16 protein-coding genes are annotated in these 17153 nt (G+C 60.7%); 9 read left to right on the forward strand and 7 right to left on the reverse strand.

The annotated features are described in order from the left end of the window. Nucleotides 1–71 precede the first annotated feature (71 nt). From uvrD to ACSSU5_RS10515, 3 genes are all read left to right on the forward strand, one after another. On the forward strand, nt 72–2255 hold the full coding sequence (gene uvrD, locus ACSSU5_RS10505; protein ID WP_264310962.1) for a DNA helicase II: 2184 nt from the start codon (nt 72–74) through the stop codon (nt 2253–2255). A 113-nt stretch (nt 2256–2368) separates the two neighbouring features. Next, on the forward strand, nt 2369–3223 hold the full coding sequence (locus ACSSU5_RS10510; RefSeq protein ID WP_264310961.1) for a Tim44 domain-containing protein: 855 nt from the start codon (nt 2369–2371) through the stop codon (nt 3221–3223). Nucleotides 3224–3338: 115 nt separating this feature from the next. Next, nucleotides 3339–3746, forward strand: coding sequence for an SMI1/KNR4 family protein (locus ACSSU5_RS10515; RefSeq protein WP_033702408.1), 408 nt, complete (start codon nt 3339–3341; stop codon nt 3744–3746). A gap of 154 nt (nt 3747–3900) precedes the next feature. Here the strand turns inward: ACSSU5_RS10515 and ACSSU5_RS10520 are convergent, their stop codons facing one another. Next, the gene (locus tag ACSSU5_RS10520) at nt 3901–5661 is read right to left on the reverse strand and encodes a cation:proton antiporter (protein WP_492561119.1); all 1761 of its coding nucleotides are present in this window, start codon (nt 5659–5661) and stop codon (nt 3901–3903) included. Between the two features lie 321 nt (nt 5662–5982). Here ACSSU5_RS10520 and ACSSU5_RS10525 point away from each other — a divergent pair, with 321 nt between their 5' ends. Further along, on the forward strand, nt 5983–6468 hold the full coding sequence (locus tag ACSSU5_RS10525) for an acyl-CoA thioesterase (protein ID WP_264310959.1): 486 nt from the start codon (nt 5983–5985) through the stop codon (nt 6466–6468). Here ACSSU5_RS10525 and pdxY read toward each other — a convergent pair. Continuing rightward, nucleotides 6465–7337, reverse strand: coding sequence for a pyridoxal kinase PdxY (gene pdxY, locus ACSSU5_RS10530; protein ID WP_264310958.1), 873 nt, complete (start codon nt 7335–7337; stop codon nt 6465–6467). The genes ACSSU5_RS10525 and pdxY overlap by 4 nt on opposite strands. A gap of 120 nt (nt 7338–7457) precedes the next feature. Between pdxY and ACSSU5_RS10535 the strand changes: the two genes are divergently transcribed. After that, on the forward strand, nt 7458–7850 hold the full coding sequence (locus ACSSU5_RS10535; protein ID WP_264310957.1) for a DUF3301 domain-containing protein: 393 nt from the start codon (nt 7458–7460) through the stop codon (nt 7848–7850). On the opposite strand, the gene ACSSU5_RS10540 is transcribed toward ACSSU5_RS10535, so the two are convergent. The 3 genes from ACSSU5_RS10540 to zigA are packed head-to-tail and all read right to left on the reverse strand — an operon-like array spanning nt 7851 to nt 10694. Next, nucleotides 7851–8822: a CobW family GTP-binding protein gene (locus ACSSU5_RS10540; RefSeq protein ID WP_492561120.1), complete on the reverse strand. Its 972-nt coding sequence runs from the start codon at nt 8820–8822 to the stop codon at nt 7851–7853. A 40-nt stretch (nt 8823–8862) separates the two neighbouring features. After that, the gene (locus ACSSU5_RS10545) at nt 8863–9489 is read right to left on the reverse strand and encodes a DUF1826 domain-containing protein (protein ID WP_492561121.1); all 627 of its coding nucleotides are present in this window, start codon (nt 9487–9489) and stop codon (nt 8863–8865) included. Further along, entirely contained in the window at nt 9486–10694 is a 1209-nt protein-coding gene (zigA, locus tag ACSSU5_RS10550) for a zinc metallochaperone GTPase ZigA (RefSeq protein WP_492561122.1), read from the reverse strand. The genes ACSSU5_RS10545 and zigA overlap by 4 nt, the downstream gene beginning before the upstream one ends. Before the next feature lie 113 nt (nt 10695–10807). Here zigA and ACSSU5_RS10555 point away from each other — a divergent pair, with 113 nt between their 5' ends. After that, nucleotides 10808–11188 carry a glutamine synthetase gene (locus tag ACSSU5_RS10555; RefSeq protein ID WP_492561123.1) on the forward strand — a complete coding sequence of 127 codons (381 nt, stop codon included), beginning with the start codon at nt 10808–10810 and terminating at the stop codon, nt 11186–11188. Between the two features lie 24 nt (nt 11189–11212). Continuing rightward, a complete protein-coding gene (folE2, locus tag ACSSU5_RS10560; RefSeq protein ID WP_264310952.1) occupies nt 11213–12118 on the forward strand; it encodes a GTP cyclohydrolase FolE2 in 906 nt (301 codons plus the stop codon). Here folE2 and ACSSU5_RS10565 read toward each other — a convergent pair. Next, entirely contained in the window at nt 12102–12629 is a 528-nt protein-coding gene (locus ACSSU5_RS10565; RefSeq protein ID WP_264310951.1) for a DUF3617 domain-containing protein, read from the reverse strand. The genes folE2 and ACSSU5_RS10565 overlap by 17 nt on opposite strands. A gap of 131 nt (nt 12630–12760) precedes the next feature. On the opposite strand from ACSSU5_RS10565, the gene cls reads away from it, so the two are divergent. After that, a complete protein-coding gene (cls, locus tag ACSSU5_RS10570; RefSeq protein ID WP_264310950.1) occupies nt 12761–14200 on the forward strand; it encodes a cardiolipin synthase in 1440 nt (479 codons plus the stop codon). Between the two features lie 89 nt (nt 14201–14289). Here the strand turns inward: cls and cfaB are convergent, their stop codons facing one another. Then, nucleotides 14290–15474 carry a C17 cyclopropane fatty acid synthase CfaB gene (gene cfaB / locus ACSSU5_RS10575; protein WP_264310949.1) on the reverse strand — a complete coding sequence of 395 codons (1185 nt, stop codon included), beginning with the start codon at nt 15472–15474 and terminating at the stop codon, nt 14290–14292. Between the two features lie 208 nt (nt 15475–15682). Here cfaB and lpdA point away from each other — a divergent pair, with 208 nt between their 5' ends. Beyond that, entirely contained in the window at nt 15683–17083 is a 1401-nt protein-coding gene (gene lpdA / locus ACSSU5_RS10580; RefSeq protein WP_492561124.1) for a dihydrolipoyl dehydrogenase, read from the forward strand. The last annotated feature ends 70 nt before the right edge of the window (nt 17084–17153 follow it).

The following is a 17153-nucleotide window of genomic DNA, read 5'->3' on the forward strand; positions in this document are numbered from 1 at the left end:
GTAGCCCCGTCGAGTGGTATTTTGCCAAGCGGCGTTTGCCCCTCCCCCCTGCGCGGCCCTAGAATGGCCCGATGCGCACAGACGACCTCTCCCTCCTGCTGAACTCTCTCAATGACGCCCAACGCCAGGCCGTAGCCGCCTCGCGCGGGCGCCAACTGGTGCTTGCCGGCGCCGGTTCCGGTAAAACCCGCGTGCTGGTGCACCGCATCGCCTGGCTGATCCAGGTCGAGCAGGCATCGCCGCACTCGATCTTGTCGGTGACCTTCACCAACAAGGCCGCGGCAGAAATGCGCCAGCGGATCGAGCAGCTGCTGGAGATAAACCCGGCGGGCATGTGGGTGGGCACGTTCCACGGCCTGGCCCACCGCCTGCTGCGCGCGCACTGGCAGGAAGCCCGGCTGGTGCAGAACTTCCAGATTCTCGACAGCGACGACCAGCAGCGCCTGATCAAGCGGGTGATGCGCGAGCTCGGCCTGGATGAGCAGAAGTGGCCGGCACGCCAGGCACAATGGTTCATCAACGGCCAGAAAGACGAAGGCCTGCGCCCTCAGCATATCCAGGCCGGGGGTGACCTGTTCCTGGCGACCATGCGCGACGTCTATACCGCTTACGAACAGGCCTGTGAGCGCGCCGGGGTCATCGACTTCTCCGAACTGCTGCTGCGCGCCCTCGACCTGTGGCGCGATCACCCTGGCCTGCTGGAGCATTACCAGCGGCGCTTCCGCCACGTGCTGGTGGACGAGTTCCAGGACACCAACGCCGTGCAGTACGCCTGGTTGCGCCTGCTCGCACGTGGCGGCGACAGCCTGATGGCGGTGGGTGATGACGACCAGTCGATCTACGGCTGGCGCGGCGCCAAGATCGAGAACATCCACCAGTACACGGCCGACTTCCCCGACGCCGAGATGATCCGCCTGGAGCAGAACTACCGCTCCACCGGTGGCATCCTCAAGGCGGCCAACGCCCTGATCGCCAACAACAGCGGGCGCCTGGGCAAAGAATTGTGGACCGACATGGGCGAAGGCGAGCCCCTGACCCTGTACGCGGCCTACAACGAACACGATGAAGCGCGCTACGTGGTGGAAACCATCGAGAGCCTGATCAAGCAAGGCAATGCGCGTAACGAAATCGCCATCCTGTACCGCTCCAACGCCCAATCGCGGGTACTGGAAGAGGCCCTGCTGCGCGAACGCATTCCGTACCGCATCTATGGCGGCCAGCGCTTCTTCGAACGTGCCGAAATCAAGAACGCCATGGCTTACCTGCGCCTGCTCGAAGGCCGTGGCAACGATGCGGCGCTGGAGCGGGTAATCAACGTACCGCCGCGCGGTATCGGCGAAAAAACCGTCGAAGCCATTCGCGATCACGCCCGCCACAGCCAGCTGTCGATGTGGGAAGCCATGTGCCAGCTGCTCGCCGCCAAAGCCCTCAAGGGCCGTGCCGCCAGCGCGCTGGGTGCCTTCATCGAACTGATCGAGGGCTTGGCCGCCAAGGTTGTGGACATGCCGCTGCATACCATGACCCAGACCACCATCGAGCAGTCCGGCCTGATCATTTATCACCAGGAAGAAAAGGGTGAGAAGGGCCAGGCACGGGTGGAAAACCTTGAGGAACTGGTCAGCGCAGCGCGCAACTTCGAGGCCAGCGACGAAGACGCCGAACTCTCGCCGCTCTCGGCCTTCCTTGGCCACGCCTCGCTTGAGGCGGGCGACACCCAGGCCGACGAGCATGAAGACAGCATTCAGCTGATGACCTTGCACAGCGCCAAAGGCCTGGAGTTCCCCTATGTGTTCCTGGTGGGCATGGAAGAAGGGCTGTTCCCGCACAAGATGAGCCTGGAAGAGCCTGGCCGCCTTGAAGAGGAACGTCGCCTGGCTTACGTGGGCATTACCCGTGCCATGCGCCAGCTGGTCATGACCTATGCCGAGACACGTCGCCTGTATGGCAGCGAAACCTACAATAAAGTGTCACGTTTCGTACGCGAGATTCCGGCAGGCCTGGTTCAGGAAGTGCGCTTGTCCAACAGCGTCAGCCGGCCGTTCGGCGGGGCGAAGGCCACCACCAGCAACCTGTTCGCCAATGCCAATATTCCGCAGACCGCCTTCAACCTCGGCCAGCGAGTGCAGCATGCGGTGTTCGGCGAGGGGGTGATCCTCAACTTCGAGGGGTCTGGTGCCCAGGCACGGGTGCAGGTGAACTTTGCCGAAGGCAGCAAGTGGCTGATGCTGGGGTACGCCAAGCTCGAAGCCCTATAGGCATAGGCTTGTAACATTCAGGCAAAAGCTCGAAACATTATGTCGCTGGTCATGTGCCCGGGAACCTGTGCACCATGGCGCGCGTGCAATCCACAACAGGGGATATCCCACTTATGCAACGTTTTCTTAGCATCGCACTGGCGCTCTGCGTCGGCTTGACGCTGAGCCTGGACGCCAGCGCCAAGCGTTTCGGCGGCGGCAAGAGCTCGGGCTCCGCGCCTATTCACCAGACCCGCCAGGCCACGCCAGCCACGCCTGCCGCCGCGCCAACCGCGCCTGGCCGCGCGCCGGCCGCCGCCAGCGGTGCTTCGCGCTGGCTGGGCCCACTGGCCGGCCTCGCCGCCGGTGGCCTGCTGGCCTCCATGTTCATGGGTGATGGCTTCCAGGGCATGCAGATCATGGACTTCCTGATCATGGGCCTGATCGCGTTCCTGGTGTTCCGCTTCATCGCCGCGCGTCGCCGCCAACAGCAGCCGCAAATGGCCGCACCTGGCCACGCGCCGTTCCAGCGCGAAGCGCACGGCCAGCCTGCCCAGCCGTCGGTATTCGGTGGCTCGGCCGCGCCTGCCGCCGCTGCCGCTCCGGTGATCAACGCACCGGCCTGGTTCAACGAGAAGAGCTTCCTGGCCGCCGCGCAAAGCCACTTCCAGTCGCTGCAGCAGCACTGGGATGCCAACGAGATGGACAAGATCGCCGAGTTCGTCACGCCGCAAATGCTCGAGTTCCTCAAGCGCGAGCGCGCCGAGTTGGGTGATGGCTTCCAAGCCACCTACATCGACAACCTCGAAGTGCAGCTGGACGGCGTCGATGATCGCGCCGACCGCACCGACGCCACCCTGACCTTCCGTGGCGTGTCGAAGACTTCGCGCTTCGACCAGGGCGAAGTGTTCAGCGAAAGCTGGCACATGGTTCGCGCCCAGGGCGAGAATCAGCCTTGGCTGGTCGCCGGTATCCGTCAAAACGGTTAACCAACACGCGCTGCACAAAAAACCCCGGGCTCTGTCCCGGGGTTTTTGCTTTTGCCACAGTGCCCTACTAGGGTATAACGCGCAGCGTTGTCATCAAGGTCAGAGGAAGTGAACCGTGGAAGAAGTGATCGAACAACTCCGTGAAGCCAATGAGCCGGTACCGGTACCCTTGGAGCTTCCCGATGAAGATCAGCTGGTAGAAGTGGAAGAACAGCTGTTCATCAACATTCCCTTCGTGTTCAAGGAGTTCCTGCTGACCGTCAGTGATGTGGTCTACGGCTCCCTGGAACCTGTCACGATCACCGACCCGCAATCGCATACCTACCTGCCGGACGTAGCATCCAATGCCTGGGATGCCGGCGTGCCACGCGACCTCATCCCGATTTGCCAGGACGGTGATAATTATTACTGCGTCGAGGAAGACGGCACGGTAGTGCTGTGGGATGCCGAAGATGAAATCGTCGGTGAAGACAGCTGGGAATCGGTATGGCACTGGGCGCGGGACGTCTGGCTGGAAAGCTGATCGTTCCTACAAAGCTGCAAAATATCGACAGGTAAAATAATGGCTCAAAGCCATTAATGCGATTAAAATCGCCAGGCTTTCTGCGCCTGGCGACATCGCTACCGCTCCATCCCCTCGGACGACGGTGAAATCTTGCGCAGGAGGCATTACCTCCTCAGTGCGTGTTCTCGCGGCTGTTCTCCAACGTCTCCAGCAAGGCAATCTGCATGCGTGTATGCACGCGGATGAACCATCGCCACAGCACAGCCACCACCACCGCCGCCACCACTGCAATCACCAATAGCAGCTCACTGGTGGGCAGGATGCTCGCCGACAGCGCCGACAGCAGCAGGAAGATCACCAGCAGCGACAGCAGCGGGATCACCTCGGCAATCACTCGGCGCACACGCTGGGTGTGACGCCCCGCCATTTCAGGCTTCACGCCCATTTCCGCCAGCAGCATCGACAGCGCCTTGAGCTTGCGATACGCCGCAATCAGGAACGGCAGTGACAGCAGCAGTGCCGCCCCCCAGATCACAGCCTTCTGCTGGCTGACATCGGTGACCCACTCACTGAGCCAGTTGCCAATGCGCCCAGCGAAGTAACCACCGCTGAAGAAGATGGCGATCACCAGCGCCAGATTCACGCCAACCTGCAACAGGATGCGCCGGATCATTGCCGCCAGCATGGCCCCCTCACCCTGCGGCTGGATGTTGCGCAGCCACTCGCCATACAGCGACAGCACACGCGCCAGACGGCTTGGCACCACCTTGCCCAGCTTCAACGACAGGGGGTCGGCCGCGCGGATCAGATAAGGCGTCAGCAGTGTGGTGATTGCCGAAACAGCCACAGCCACCGGATAGAGGAAATCACTGGTGACCTGCAGGGTCATGCCCAGCGCGGCGATGATGAACGAGAACTCGCCGATCTGGGAAAGCCCCATGCCGACACGCAGCGAAGTGCGGCCATCATTGCCCGCGATGAACGCCCCCATGCCACAGGACAGCATCTTGCCCAGCACCACGGCCAAGGTGATGACCACGATCGGCCAGGCGTAGTCGATCAGTACCTGAGGGTCGATCATCAGGCCGATGGCGACAAAGAAAATGGCGCTGAACAGGTCGCGTACGGGCTCGATCAGTTGCTCGATCTTCAGCAACTGGCGCGACTCGGCCATGATTGCGCCAATCAGGAAGGCGCCCAGGACCATGCTGTATTCCAGCTTCACCACCAGCAGGCAGAACCCGAAACACAGGCCCAGCACGGTGATCAGCAACATCTCGTTGCTCTCGAATTTGGCCACATAGGCCAACAGCCGCGGCACCAGCAAGATGCCAATGACCAGCGCGACGATCATGAACAGCGACAGCTTGCCGACCGTGGAAAACACTTCGCCAGAGCTGACCGTGCCGCTGACAGCGATGCCGGACAGCAAGGCAATGATGCCGATACCGAGAATATCCTCGACGATCAGCACGCCGAAAATCAGCTGGGCAAAGCGCTCGTTCTTCATCTTCAGGTCGTTGAGCGCTTTGACGATGATGGTGGTCGAGGAGATCGCCAGGATGGCGCCGAGGAACAGCGAATCCATGGTGTTCCAACCGAACCAGCGACCGATCTCGAAACCGATCCAGATCATCAGCACGATTTCCAGGAACGCCGCGATGAACGCTGTGGCGCCGACCTTGAACAGCTTGCGCAAGCTGAACTCAAGCCCCAGGCAGAACATCAGGAATATCACCCCCAGCTCAGCCAGGGTCTTGATGGTGTCTTCATCGTGGATCAGGCCAAACGGCGGGGTGTGCGGGCCAATGATGAAGCCGGCGACGATGTAGCCCAACACGACGGGCTGCTTGAGGCGGTGGAAGAGAATCGTGACCACCCCGGCAACCAGCATGATCACTGCCAGGTCCTGGATGAAGCTGATGGCATGCATGGCGCGATACTCCTTTTCTCGATGCCCGGGCAGACCGCTCCTCTGCCAAGGCAAACCGAGCGAGCAGCAAGTACATACTGTATTGAATGCAGGAAAGCCCATGTTGCATGGGCGTACTCAGGTTAACATCGCACCCCGCCGCGTAACGTCGGTGCAATATGTAGAAACAGATCGGCAGGTTAACCGCTGCCGATGGCGTGATCAGCGTGACGATGGAGCGTCAGCCAACGTCCCGTACCAGGAAGGCAAACTCAAAAAGGGGAAACAGAAGTGTCTGCAGATACCCGCCCCGATTCAGCGCAACCTCACCGTGAGCACACTATGGAACCTGGAAACGCCCAGCTGAGCATGACCGTCCTGATGACCCCGGACATGGCCAACTTCTCCGGCAACGTGCATGGCGGCACCCTGCTCAAATACCTGGATGAAGTCGCCTATGCGTGCGCAAGCCGTTACGCCGGCAGTTACGTGGTGACCCTGTCGGTCGACCAGGTAATCTTCCGCGAACCCGTGCACGTCGGCGAACTGGTGACATTCCTCGCATCGGTCAACTACACCGGCAACACCTCGATGGAGGTGGGCATCAAGGTGGTGACGGAGAACATCCGGGAGCGTTCCGTGCGTCACTCCAACAGCTGCTTCTTCACCATGGTGGCGGTCGATGACAACCGCCGCCCGGTGGCGGTGCCGCCGCGCCAGCCGCACAGCAGCGAGGAGAAGCGCCGGTTCCTGCAGGGCCAGCAACGCAGGCAAATTCGCCAAGAGCTGGAAAAGCGCTACCAGGACCTGAAAACCGACGCCATTTAAAACGCCAGGCGCTGCGCCTCGAAGCGCACGCGCGGGTGGGCGATGCGATCCTGGGCCCGTACCAGCTGCAATTCGTAGCTGGCGCTGGCCTGGGTTTCGAGCAGCACTTCATGCACCGCCGCGGCGGTAAACTCGAACGCCTGCAGCCAGTTGTCCCCAAGCAGTACGCGGGCCAGGAACAGGCCCGACGTCAGGTCACCCACCCCCACCGGTTGACGCGGAAACGCCAGCAGTGGGCGGCGCAGGTGCCAGCTTTGTTCCGCGCTCACCAGCAGCATCTCGAACTGGTCATCGGCACGCCCGGGGTAGGCCAGGTGCTTGACCAACACTACCTGCGGCCCGCGTTCGAGCAAGCTACGCGCCATCTGCACGCAATCTTCCAGCGACTGCGCGCGGCGGCCGCAGAAGCTGTCCAGCTCCAACTGATTAGGGCAGAGGATGTCAGCCCTGGCAGCCGCTTCGTCGAGCAGAAACTCGCTGACCTCCTGCGGCACGATGCAGCCTTTCTCCGGATGGCCCATGACCGGATCGCACAGGTACAACGCCTTGGGGTTTACCGCCTTGATGCGTTCGACCCCAGCCAGAATCGCCCGCCCTTGTTCAGCACTGCCCAGGTAGCCAGACAGCACCGCATCGCAGTGGCCCAACTCGCCGATGTTGGAAATGCCTTCCACCAACGCAGGAATTTGCGCTGGAGCAAGCACTTCGCCTGCCCACTGGCCATACTGAGTGTGATTGGAGAACTGCACGGTATTGAGCGGCCAGACATTGACCCCAATACGCTGCATGGGAAACACCGCGGCGCTGTTTCCGGCGTGGCCGAACACCACATGTGACTGGATGGCGAGCAGGTGCGGGGTACGTTTCATGCGGGAGATTTCCAAAGCTGTTTCAAGGATTGTGCGCAGCGCAGTATGAACTCGATTGCCACCTGTACGACAGGCCAGGGACGCAGTTAAGCTGGTTCGACCTGTTTGGAGCATACGCAAATGTTGACCCTGGAGAATCTCTTCGTCCTGATGCTGGTAGCCACGGCAGGCGCTTGGTTGTGGCACAACCATGGGTTGCGCGAGAAAGCCCTGGAGCGGGTCAAGCAGCATTGCGCCAAGCTCGACCTCGAACTGCTGGACGATGCCGTCGCCCTCAAGCGCATCGCCTTTGTGCGTGACGCCAACGGCAAAAAGCGCCTGGCGCGCATCTATGCCTTCGAGTTCACCGTGACGGGTGAGCAGCGCCACCCAGGCACCGTCACCCAGTTCGGTGCCCACAGCGTGCAGATCGAACTGGCGCCCTACCCGTTCGAGATCAAGACGCCCCCACGCACCGACAATGTGATCGAGATGCAGCAGTGGCGTCAGGAGCACAACCGCTGGCGCAACTGATCAGCGAATAAGGCATTCCTTCAAACCGGCCTCCAGGGCCGGTCGCGGTTGAGCTTGATCAAAAATCAACTCGATGCGCGTATCCCTGCGCCAGTCGCTCGGCTGCCAGTCCGGTAACACCCCGTCCAGCCCATTGAAAGACTGCCAGCCTTGGCCTGTGTGGATAACTCCCTTCGCACGGCGCCACGGCCAGGCGTGCAAAAACGCTAATAAGCGTTGTGGATAAAATTGCTGACTGGGATGCCAGCGCCAGCCAATACTCCAACCACCCTCCCCTTGCTGCGCACTGCAGATTGGCTCATCAGGCTTATTCCATAGGGTTGCAGGCGCAATTCCAAGATTGTCGACAATCCTGTTATCCACATCTGGGGACGAAATACCCCCTGTGGATGAAATTGGAAGCTGCGAAAGGGGCAACATTCCCTGACTCGTCCAGAGGATAACTTTTTTTTGAAATTTCTTAGTTATCAACAACCTATGATATTCATCCACACGCTCTGATTTGTTGAAAACTACCGTCTCAGACGCATCAAAAGCCTGCAATTGAGCCTCTGGAAGTGCCTCTCCCCGTACCATTTTCTGAGCGTCCACAACCATAAGAAGTGGCTGGATTGTCAGCACTCCAGCCCATGGGGCCTGCTTGAGTTGAGTGAGCAACTGCAACGGATGACCAAGGCCGGATGGCTCGATGAACAGCCGGTCAGGCCGTGCCTTGCGCAGCAGCCGCCCCAGGCCAACCTGAAACGGCATGCCGTTGACACAGCACAGGCACCCCCCTGCAACCTCGCCGATAGCGATACCGTCCTCGTCGCGGCTTAGCAACGCGGCGTCGAGCCCTACCAGGCCGAACTCATTGATCAACACGGCCCACCGTTCGTCTGCGGGGCGCTGCGCCAGCAAATGACGGATCAGCGTGGTCTTGCCGGCCCCCAGTGGGCCGGCGATCACGTGGGTAGGAATGTTCTGCAACATGGCATGACTTCAGGCTGGATGTGAGCCTCACTATGCGCCGTCACGCCAACCAGTCAAGGCTCAGCAACAAGCGCCCTTGCCGCCCGGATGGCGAGCGATGCACCAGCCCGGTACCCTCGTTGCCCTGCCACTTTTCGCCTTTGAGCACGGCCACTTCCCCCGCCTGCAGGCGCCGGATGTTATCCACAGGGGGGGTGGCCTGGTGCAATTCGCGCCGATCTAGCGCGCCTTCTTCCAGCCATTCGCTGCCGGGGCCCGCATAGCTGGTGAGCAGGCGCAGCGGCACGTGGTCCACATGGAACCTTGGGCACATCGGCCCTTGCAGCACACGCAGGCGCAAGCCCACCCGGCGTGCGCCGAGCAGGCAGGTATAGGCGGCTACCAGCCAGGCCACATCGGCGACGAAGCTTTCATAGCCCTGCAGGTCGGCAGCTTCGCGCAGCAGGTCGGTAAACACCGGCATCTGCTGCTCGTCCACATCGATCACGCGCTGGTCAGCCAAAGGCTGGCCGAGGCTGATGACCAACTGTGCAAAATCTTCCAACTGCGCCGGCAAGCGCCGACGCCATACCGCCAGGTTCACACCGTCCTGCAGAACGTCGGTCAGCACCTGCGGCGAATCACCAAACACCTGAAAGATATCCACAGGCCTGGGGGCGAGGTTCATGCTGCCGCCTCCTCGTGCCAGGGTCCGAATGGATCGTCCAGGCGTAGCCAGCCCATCGGCCCAAGGTCCATTTCTTCATCCGTCAACAGGCACGCCTCAAGCTCTGTGGATAACTTTTCGAAGTCGATATTCTGCCCGATGAACACCAGCTCCTGGCGGCAGTCACCCGTCTCGACGGTCCAGCGCTTCAATATCGCCTCGGAGTTATCCACATCCTGCGGCCAATGTTCACGTGGCACGAATCGCCACCAGCGACCGGCCATGCCATGCCGCATCATGCCCCCTGCCTGCGACCAGCTACCGGCTTCTTGATACTTGCTGGCCAACCAGAAAAACCCCTTCGAACGCAGCAGCCGGCCGTTAGTCCAGGGCTTGTGGATAAAGTCAAAAAAGCGCTGTGGATGAAGCGGACGCCGGGCCTGCCAGGTGCTGGCGGCGATGCCGTACTCTTCGGTTTCCGGTACATGCTCGCCGCGTAATTCCTGCAGCCAACCGGGTGCCTGCGCGGCTTGGTCGAAGTCGAACAGGCCGGTGTCGAGGATACGCGCCAGCGGCACCTCGCCCATGACCATGGGCACGATCTGAGCCCTGGCGTTGAGGCTGCGCAGAATGGCGGTCAGCTCTTCCCGTTCGTGCTGGCTGATCAGGTCGATCTTGCTCAACAACAGCACATCGGCGAACTCGACCTGCTCGATCAGCAGGTCGCTGATCGAACGCTCATCGTCCTCACCCAGTGTCTCGCCACGGCTCGCCAGGCTGTCTGCCGCCTGGTAATCGCGAAGAAAGTTCAGGCCATCGACCACGGTGACCATGGTATCGAGGCGTGCCATGTCGCTGAGGCTGCGACCTTGCTCATCGCGAAAGGTAAACGTCTCGGCCACCGGCAGCGGCTCCGAGATCCCGGTGGACTCGATCAACAGGTAATCGAAGCGCCCCTCCTCAGCCAGCCGCGCAACTTCTTCAAGCAGGTCTTCGCGCAGGGTGCAGCAGATGCAACCGTTGCTCATCTCCACCAGCTTTTCTTCAGCGCGGTTGAGGCTCACGTTGCGCTGGACCTCGCTGGCATCAATGTTGATTTCACTCATGTCGTTGACGATCACTGCGACGCGCAGGTTGTCGCGGTTACGCAGCACGTGATTGAGCAGGGTGCTCTTGCCGGCGCCAAGGAAGCCAGACAGCACGGTAACGGGGAGACGGGTGGGCATGGCGAAACCTCTTCAGGCAGACGCATTCGAAACGATGCATTGCATAATGTTATAAAGTAACAATACAATTTCGCCAAGCTGTTCTCGTCGCAGAGTGATCACCGGAAATGAAAATGAAGCTGCAGCGCGCGGTGATGTTGCTGTTGATGGCCGTGCCCTCAACCCTGTTAGCCATGCCACAGAACAACGCGTTGGCACTGTGCACGCGCAGTGCAACCCTGTTGGCCTGCCAGGATGGCAAGGGCAGTTACTACAGTGTGCGCACCGAAGGCAGCACGTTCTATCTGCGTGGGTATGAGCACACGAGCCGGCGTTTATGGGCGCAAACCAACAGCCGCTATGGTTCGTTGACGTTCTACACAGGCTTGGCCAGCGATGGCGAAGCTTGGGTGGGCTATAGCCGTCGCATCGGCTGGACCACCTTGAACCGTGTTTCAAGTTCCAGCGGGCAGCGCTTCAACCTGCACTGCAGCTTGATTGGCGGTTGCCGCTGAACCACCTTCTGTTTGGAATTACACATGACCCAGCTCAAGCTTCCCGATATCGCCGCCCAAGCCCAGCAGCACGCCTTACCCTTGAACTGGGTAGGCATGTGCGGGATTGCCTTGCCCGTGCTATTCGAGGGGCGTACAGCGGCGGCGCGTGTGGACGCAGGTGTCAGCCTGGTGGACGGCAGCTCACGCGGCATCCACATGTCACGCCTTTACCTGGCATTGGAATCACTCGAAGGTCAGCCACTCACACCGCTCGCGATGCGTCAGCTACTGGCTGACTTTCTGAGTAGCCATGAGGGGCTCTCTACGGCCGCTTATCTGCGCCTCTCCTTCGATCATTTGCTGAAACGACCGGCCCTGATCAGCCCATTGGCGGGCTGGAAAAGTTATCCAATTACGATCGACGCGCGGATCGAAAGTGAAATGTTCCACGTGGAACTATTTGTTTCTGTGCCTTACTCGTCCACATGCCCCTGCTCGGCCGCCCTTGCAAGGCAGCTGATTCAGCAGCAATTCGAAGCGGATTTTGCAGAGCTGCCATTAGATAAAGCCACGGTGCTTGAGTGGCTGGGCAGCAGCCAGGGGATCGTAGCGACGCCTCATAGCCAGCGCAGCAGCGCGCAGATTCACGTGCGTTTGAAGCGCAACTTATTGGAGCTTCCGATCACTGAGTTGATCAACCGTGTGGAGGCCAGCCTGGGAACGGCCGTGCAAACTGCCGTTAAGCGCGCGGACGAACAGGCTTTCGCTTTAGCCAATGGGCAGAACCTGATGTTCTGCGAAGACGCCGCACGACGGCTGCACCAATCGTTACGACAAATGGAATGGGCGACTGCATTCAAGCTACGCGTGGAACATGCAGAAAGCCTGCATGCCCACGACGCAGTCGCCACCAGCCAATGGCAGTGGGATTTCAGCTACGCGGTTTGACCGCCCCACAGTCATTGCCCAACCAGACCGCACGGGTGTTCATGCTGCCTTGCTGCTGCACACCGGATGCGTTGAACGTGCCGTTGACCTGGGTGGTGAACTCTCTGTCACTCAGGAAGGTAGCCTGCCCTGTACCCTGAGCCTTAGGGCAGCTGAACTGGAACTTCCAGACATTGCCGCTGCGGTCGGTGATCTTCTGGGTGCACCCTGATTTCGGGTCCTGCAGCGGGATATCGTTGGTTGCCACCTGCTCTGGCGTCAGACACGACCGCACGCCCTTGCCACCCACTGTTACGCCTTGCTTAGCCAACACGCCTTCCATCATGGCGCGCTGTTCCGGTGGTAGATTTTTCAACTGGCCGAGCATGAACTCCATGTCGGGTAACGGCTTGCCATCGACCTGCATGTTGCTGGTGGTCAGCTCCCACAAGCCGGGCTGCAACATCTGTGCATGCACCAGCGGGCTGCTCAGGCCAAAGGCCAGCGCCAACAGTGGCAGACGAATCTTCATGGACGAACGCTCCTGGAATAAACCGGCCAACGGGCCGGGCTGAGCCTTAGACGCCAAATCCACCTGCAGGTTGCAAGCTGGACCGGGAACGTGTTCTGTTACCCACAGTGTACTCGGCAAGCAGGATGCATATGGATTACCACAGCCCCTACTTTTTCGGTTATGTGCTCGGCCTGATTCACCTGTTGGGCATCATCGCCGCACTGCATGCAGTGTTCACCGTGCGCACCGCCCAAGGTGCGATCGCCTGGGCCATGCCACTGGTCTTCATCCCCTACCTGACCTTGATCCCCTACTTGATCTTCGGCGCCCGCTCCTTCTATGCCTACATCAAGGCAAGGCGCCAGGCCAACCAGGAGATGCACGTGGCCATGGCCAACCTGAACTGGCGCCCCTGGGTTGAAGAGGCACTCACCGCCCGCGAGTCGGAGAGCTACGCGGCCCTGCGCGCCATGCCAAAACTGGGTCGAATGCCGTGCCTGGCGAACAATCAGGTGAAGCTGTTGATCGACGGTAAAGCGACCTTCGACGCCATTTTCGCCGCGATCGATCAAGCCCGCGAAGTGGTCCTGGTGCAGTTCTTCATCATTCACGATGACACCCTGGGCAGGGCACTGCAGCAGTTGCTGTTGCGCAAAGCGGCCGAAGGGGTGAAGGTCTTCGTCCTCTACGACCGTGTTGGCAGCCATGCCTTGCCTGCGAGCTACAGCCAGGTGCTGCGAGAAGGCGGTGTGGAGATTCATGCCTTCGCCACGCGCCGCGGCTGGTTCAACCGCTTCCAGGTGAACTTCCGCAATCACCGCAAGATCGTGGTGGTGGATGGCCTGCTCGGATTTATTGGCGGGCACAATGTGGGTGATGAGTACCTGGGTGGTCACCCCCAGCTGTCGCCCTGGCGTGATACCCATGTGCAGATCGGTGGGCCCGTGCTGGCCTGCTTGCAGGAGTCGTTCGCTGAAGACTGGTACTGGGCAACGCGCCAGTTGCCGCCGTTGATCCTGCCCGACACCTACCCTGAGAACGGCGTACTGTGCCAGGCGCTTGCCAGCGGGCCGGCGGACCCGCAGGAAACCTGCTCGCTGTTCTTCCTCGAAGCGATCCATTCCGCGACACGCCGGGTGTGGATCACCAGCCCCTACTTCATCCCGGATGAGGCGGTGTTCGCCGCATTACGTTTGGCCGTACTGCGGGGGGTGGATGTACGCGTGCTGATTCCGTCACGGCCCGACCACCGTATTGTTTACGCCGCCTCCAGCCTGTTCGCCTTCGAGGCAGTGCGTGCCGGTGTGCGCATGTTCCGTTACGTGCCGGGCTTTCTGCATCAGAAGGTGGTGCTGGTGGATGACGAGGTTAGCGCGATCGGCAGCGCGAACCTGGATAACCGTTCGTTCCGCCTGAACTTCGAGATTACCTTGCTGACGGTCGATCGCGCCTTTGCCGACCAGGTCGAGCAGATGTTGCTGCATGACTTTGAGCAAGCGCGGGAAATCACACCCGAGGACAGTCTCGATACCCATCGGCTGCAACAGCTTGGGATGCGAATTGCCAGGTTGATCTCGCCGATTCTTTGAGTCGATAGCTGATCACCGCCGTTGTAGGAGCGGCCTTGCCTGTCCGGCGCACCGGCAAGGCCGCTACTACAAGGGACCGTACGCGAAGGCTAGCGGTAGAGGTCCTCGCGGGTCCAGGGCAGGTCATGGTGACCGTCGGCATAAGGTTTCACAGCCAGGATCTGGTGCAGGTTGATCCAGCCCTTCTCGAAGGCATAGGCACAACCGGCCAGGTACAACCGCCAGATGCGCAGGGTCTTTTCCGGCACCATCGCTGCGGCCCGGTGCAGCTGGTTCTCCAGGTTCTCGCTCCAGTGATGCAAGGTCTTGGCGTAATGCAGGCGAAGGCTTTCTACATCGACGACTTCAAGGCCCGTTTCACAGATGCTCGCGCTGATCATCGACAGGTGGGGTAGCTCGCCGTGGGGGAACACATAACGGTCGATAAATTCGCCCGCCCCCCGCCCTACCGGCCGGCCATCCACATGCTTGGCGGTGATGCCGTGGTTCATCACTAGGCCGCCTTCGCGCACGGCACCGAACAGCTTCTGGCAATACAACGGCAGGTTGGCATGGCCCACATGTTCGAACATGCCGACGCTGACCACCTTGTCGAAACGGCCATCCTGGGGCAGGTCACGGTAGTCTAGGATATGCAGGTCGACCTGCCCGGCCAGCCCCTCCTCCTTCACCCGCTGACGGCCCAGCTTGAGCTGCTCCTTGCTCAGGGTAATGCCAAATACCTTGGCGCCATATTCGCGCGCAGCAAAGCGTGACAGCCCGCCCCAGCCACAGCCTACATCCAGCAGGTAGTCGCCCGCCTGCAGGCGCAGCTTGCGGCACAGGTGATCGAACTTGTCCTGCTGGGCCTGGGCCAGTGTGTTGTCTGGCTCCCGGAAGTAACCACAGGAGTAGGCCATGTCCGGGTCCAGCCACAACTGGTAGAACGCGTTGGACAGGTCATAGTGATAGGAAATGGCTTCAGCGTCGGTGTCCTTGTCATGGGCGATACGCTGCGGGGTAGTGTCCCCGTCGTCACTCATCAGGGCTTCGCTGAGTTCGTCGCAAACACGGATGACCTCCCCGATATCACCTTCAAGCTCAAGCTTGCCTTCAACGAAGGCCTCACCGAGTTCGTGCAGGCTCGGGTGGGTCAGCTGGCTAATGAGCTGAGGCTCCTTGATCAGGATCGTGACTTGCGGGCTCGGCCCAAGATCGAAGTGGTTGCCGTCCCACAACTTCAGACGCAAAGGTAAGTGCAGGCTCTGCAACGCAGGTGGAAGTTGCGCAAGCATCAATGACCCTCCCTTCAGGTAGCGGGGCGTCACGCCTCATAATTTCGGACGCCACCGGATCAGGGTAGTTCATTGGTGCGGTTTTTGGGCTTTACACGACGATGGTCTAGAACCAACCGACATGAAAAACACGCAGATTGTATACAACTTTAAACGCACAGACTAACCTTGTGCCCCTCTCGCGCTTCTTCATCCTGGAGTTGAACCCATGAAATCCTACGACGTGGTGATCATCGGCGGTGGCCCTGGCGGCTATAACGCGGCAATCCGTGCCGGCCAGTTGGGCCTGAGCGTTGCCTGTGTGGAAGGCCGCTCGACCCTGGGCGGCACCTGCCTCAATGTTGGCTGCATGCCATCCAAGGCGCTGCTGCATGCATCCGAGCTGTACGAGGCCGCCAGCGGCGAAGCGTTCGCCCAGCTCGGTATCGAAGTGAAGCCGACCTTGAATCTCGCCCAGATGATGAAACAAAAGGACGAGAGCGTGACCGGCCTGACCAAGGGCATCGAGTACCTGTTCCGTAAGAACAAGGTTGACTGGGTCAAGGGCTGGGGCCGTCTGGATGGCGTGGGCAAGGTGGTGGTCAAGGCCGAGGATGGCAGCGAAACCACCCTTGAGGCCAAGGACATCGTGATTGCCACCGGCTCCGAGCCCACTCCCCTGCCAGGCGTGACCATCGACAATCAACGCATCATCGACTCGACCGGTGCACTGTCGCTGCCCCAGGTACCCAAGCACCTGATCGTCATCGGTGCCGGCGTCATCGGCCTGGAGCTGGGCTCGGTATGGCGGCGCCTGGGCAGCCAGGTTACCGTCATCGAATACCTCGACCGCATTTGCCCGGGCACCGATGAAGAAACCGCCAAAACCCTGCAGAAGGCCCTGGCCAAGCAAGGTATGAGCTTCAAGCTCGGCAGCAAAGTGACACAAGCCACGCCTTCAGCCGACGGCGTCAGCCTGACCCTGGAGCCTGCCGCCGGTGGCGACGCACAAACCTTGCAGGCCGACTACGTGCTGGTAGCCATCGGTCGTCGCCCTTACACCCAGGGCTTGAACCTGGAAAGCGTGGGCCTGGCGACCGACAAGCGCGGCATGCTGGGCAACGATCACCACCGCAGTTCGGTGCCCGGCATCTGGGTAATCGGCGACGTCACCTCTGGCCCGATGCTCGCGCACAAGGCCGAGGATGAAGCGGTATCGTGCATCGAGCGCATTGCCGGCAAGGCCCATGAGGTCAACTACAACCTTATCCCCGGCGTCATCTATACCCGCCCGGAACTGGCCACCGTCGGCAAGACCGAAGAACAGCTCAAAGCCGAAGGCCGCGCCTACAAGGTCGGCAAGTTCCCCTTCACCGCCAACAGCCGCGCCAAGATCAACCATGAGACCGAAGGTTTCGCCAAGGTCCTTGCCGATGCCAACACCGACGAAGTACTGGGCGTACACCTGGTGGGCCCGAGTGTCAGCGAGATGATCGGTGAGTTCTGTGTAGCCATGGAGTTCTCGGCTTCGGCAGAAGACATCGCCCTCACCTGCCACCCGCACCCGACCCGCTCCGAGGCGTTGCGTCAGGCGGCGATGAATGTGGATGGGATGGCGATGCAGATTTGATGGAAACGTTGGGCTGCCACGCAGCCCAATCCCCACCAACATCACTACAGGAACGAGCTTCTCAAATGGA

Source organism: Pseudomonas sp. E1MeOHC2, from assembly GCF_058745025.1.

Bases quoted from the DNA above. Each gene is read 5' to 3' on its own strand.
- ACSSU5_RS10535 (WP_264310957.1), top strand. From the start codon at position 7,458: ATGTTGACCCTGGAGAATCTCTTCGTCCTGATGCTGGTAGCCACGGCA.
- ACSSU5_RS10555 (WP_492561123.1), top strand. From the start codon at position 10,808: ATGAAGCTGCAGCGCGCGGTGATGTTGCTGTTGATGGCCGTGCCCTCA.
- ACSSU5_RS10545 (WP_492561121.1), bottom strand. From the start codon at position 9,489: ATGAACCTCGCCCCCAGGCCTGTGGATATCTTTCAGGTGTTTGGTGAT.
- lpdA (WP_492561124.1), top strand. From the start codon at position 15,683: ATGAAATCCTACGACGTGGTGATCATCGGCGGTGGCCCTGGCGGCTAT.
- cfaB (WP_264310949.1), bottom strand. From the start codon at position 15,474: ATGCTTGCGCAACTTCCACCTGCGTTGCAGAGCCTGCACTTACCTTTG.
- folE2 (WP_264310952.1), top strand. From the start codon at position 11,213: ATGACCCAGCTCAAGCTTCCCGATATCGCCGCCCAAGCCCAGCAGCAC.
- cls (WP_264310950.1), top strand. From the start codon at position 12,761: ATGGATTACCACAGCCCCTACTTTTTCGGTTATGTGCTCGGCCTGATT.
- ACSSU5_RS10510 (WP_264310961.1), top strand. From the start codon at position 2,369: ATGCAACGTTTTCTTAGCATCGCACTGGCGCTCTGCGTCGGCTTGACG.
- pdxY (WP_264310958.1), bottom strand. From the start codon at position 7,337: ATGAAACGTACCCCGCACCTGCTCGCCATCCAGTCACATGTGGTGTTC.
- uvrD (WP_264310962.1), top strand. From the start codon at position 72: ATGCGCACAGACGACCTCTCCCTCCTGCTGAACTCTCTCAATGACGCC.
- ACSSU5_RS10540 (WP_492561120.1), bottom strand. From the start codon at position 8,822: ATGTTGCAGAACATTCCTACCCACGTGATCGCCGGCCCACTGGGGGCC.
- zigA (WP_492561122.1), bottom strand. From the start codon at position 10,694: ATGCCCACCCGTCTCCCCGTTACCGTGCTGTCTGGCTTCCTTGGCGCC.
- ACSSU5_RS10520 (WP_492561119.1), bottom strand. From the start codon at position 5,661: ATGCATGCCATCAGCTTCATCCAGGACCTGGCAGTGATCATGCTGGTT.
- ACSSU5_RS10525 (WP_264310959.1), top strand. From the start codon at position 5,983: ATGGAACCTGGAAACGCCCAGCTGAGCATGACCGTCCTGATGACCCCG.
- ACSSU5_RS10565 (WP_264310951.1), bottom strand. From the start codon at position 12,629: ATGAAGATTCGTCTGCCACTGTTGGCGCTGGCCTTTGGCCTGAGCAGC.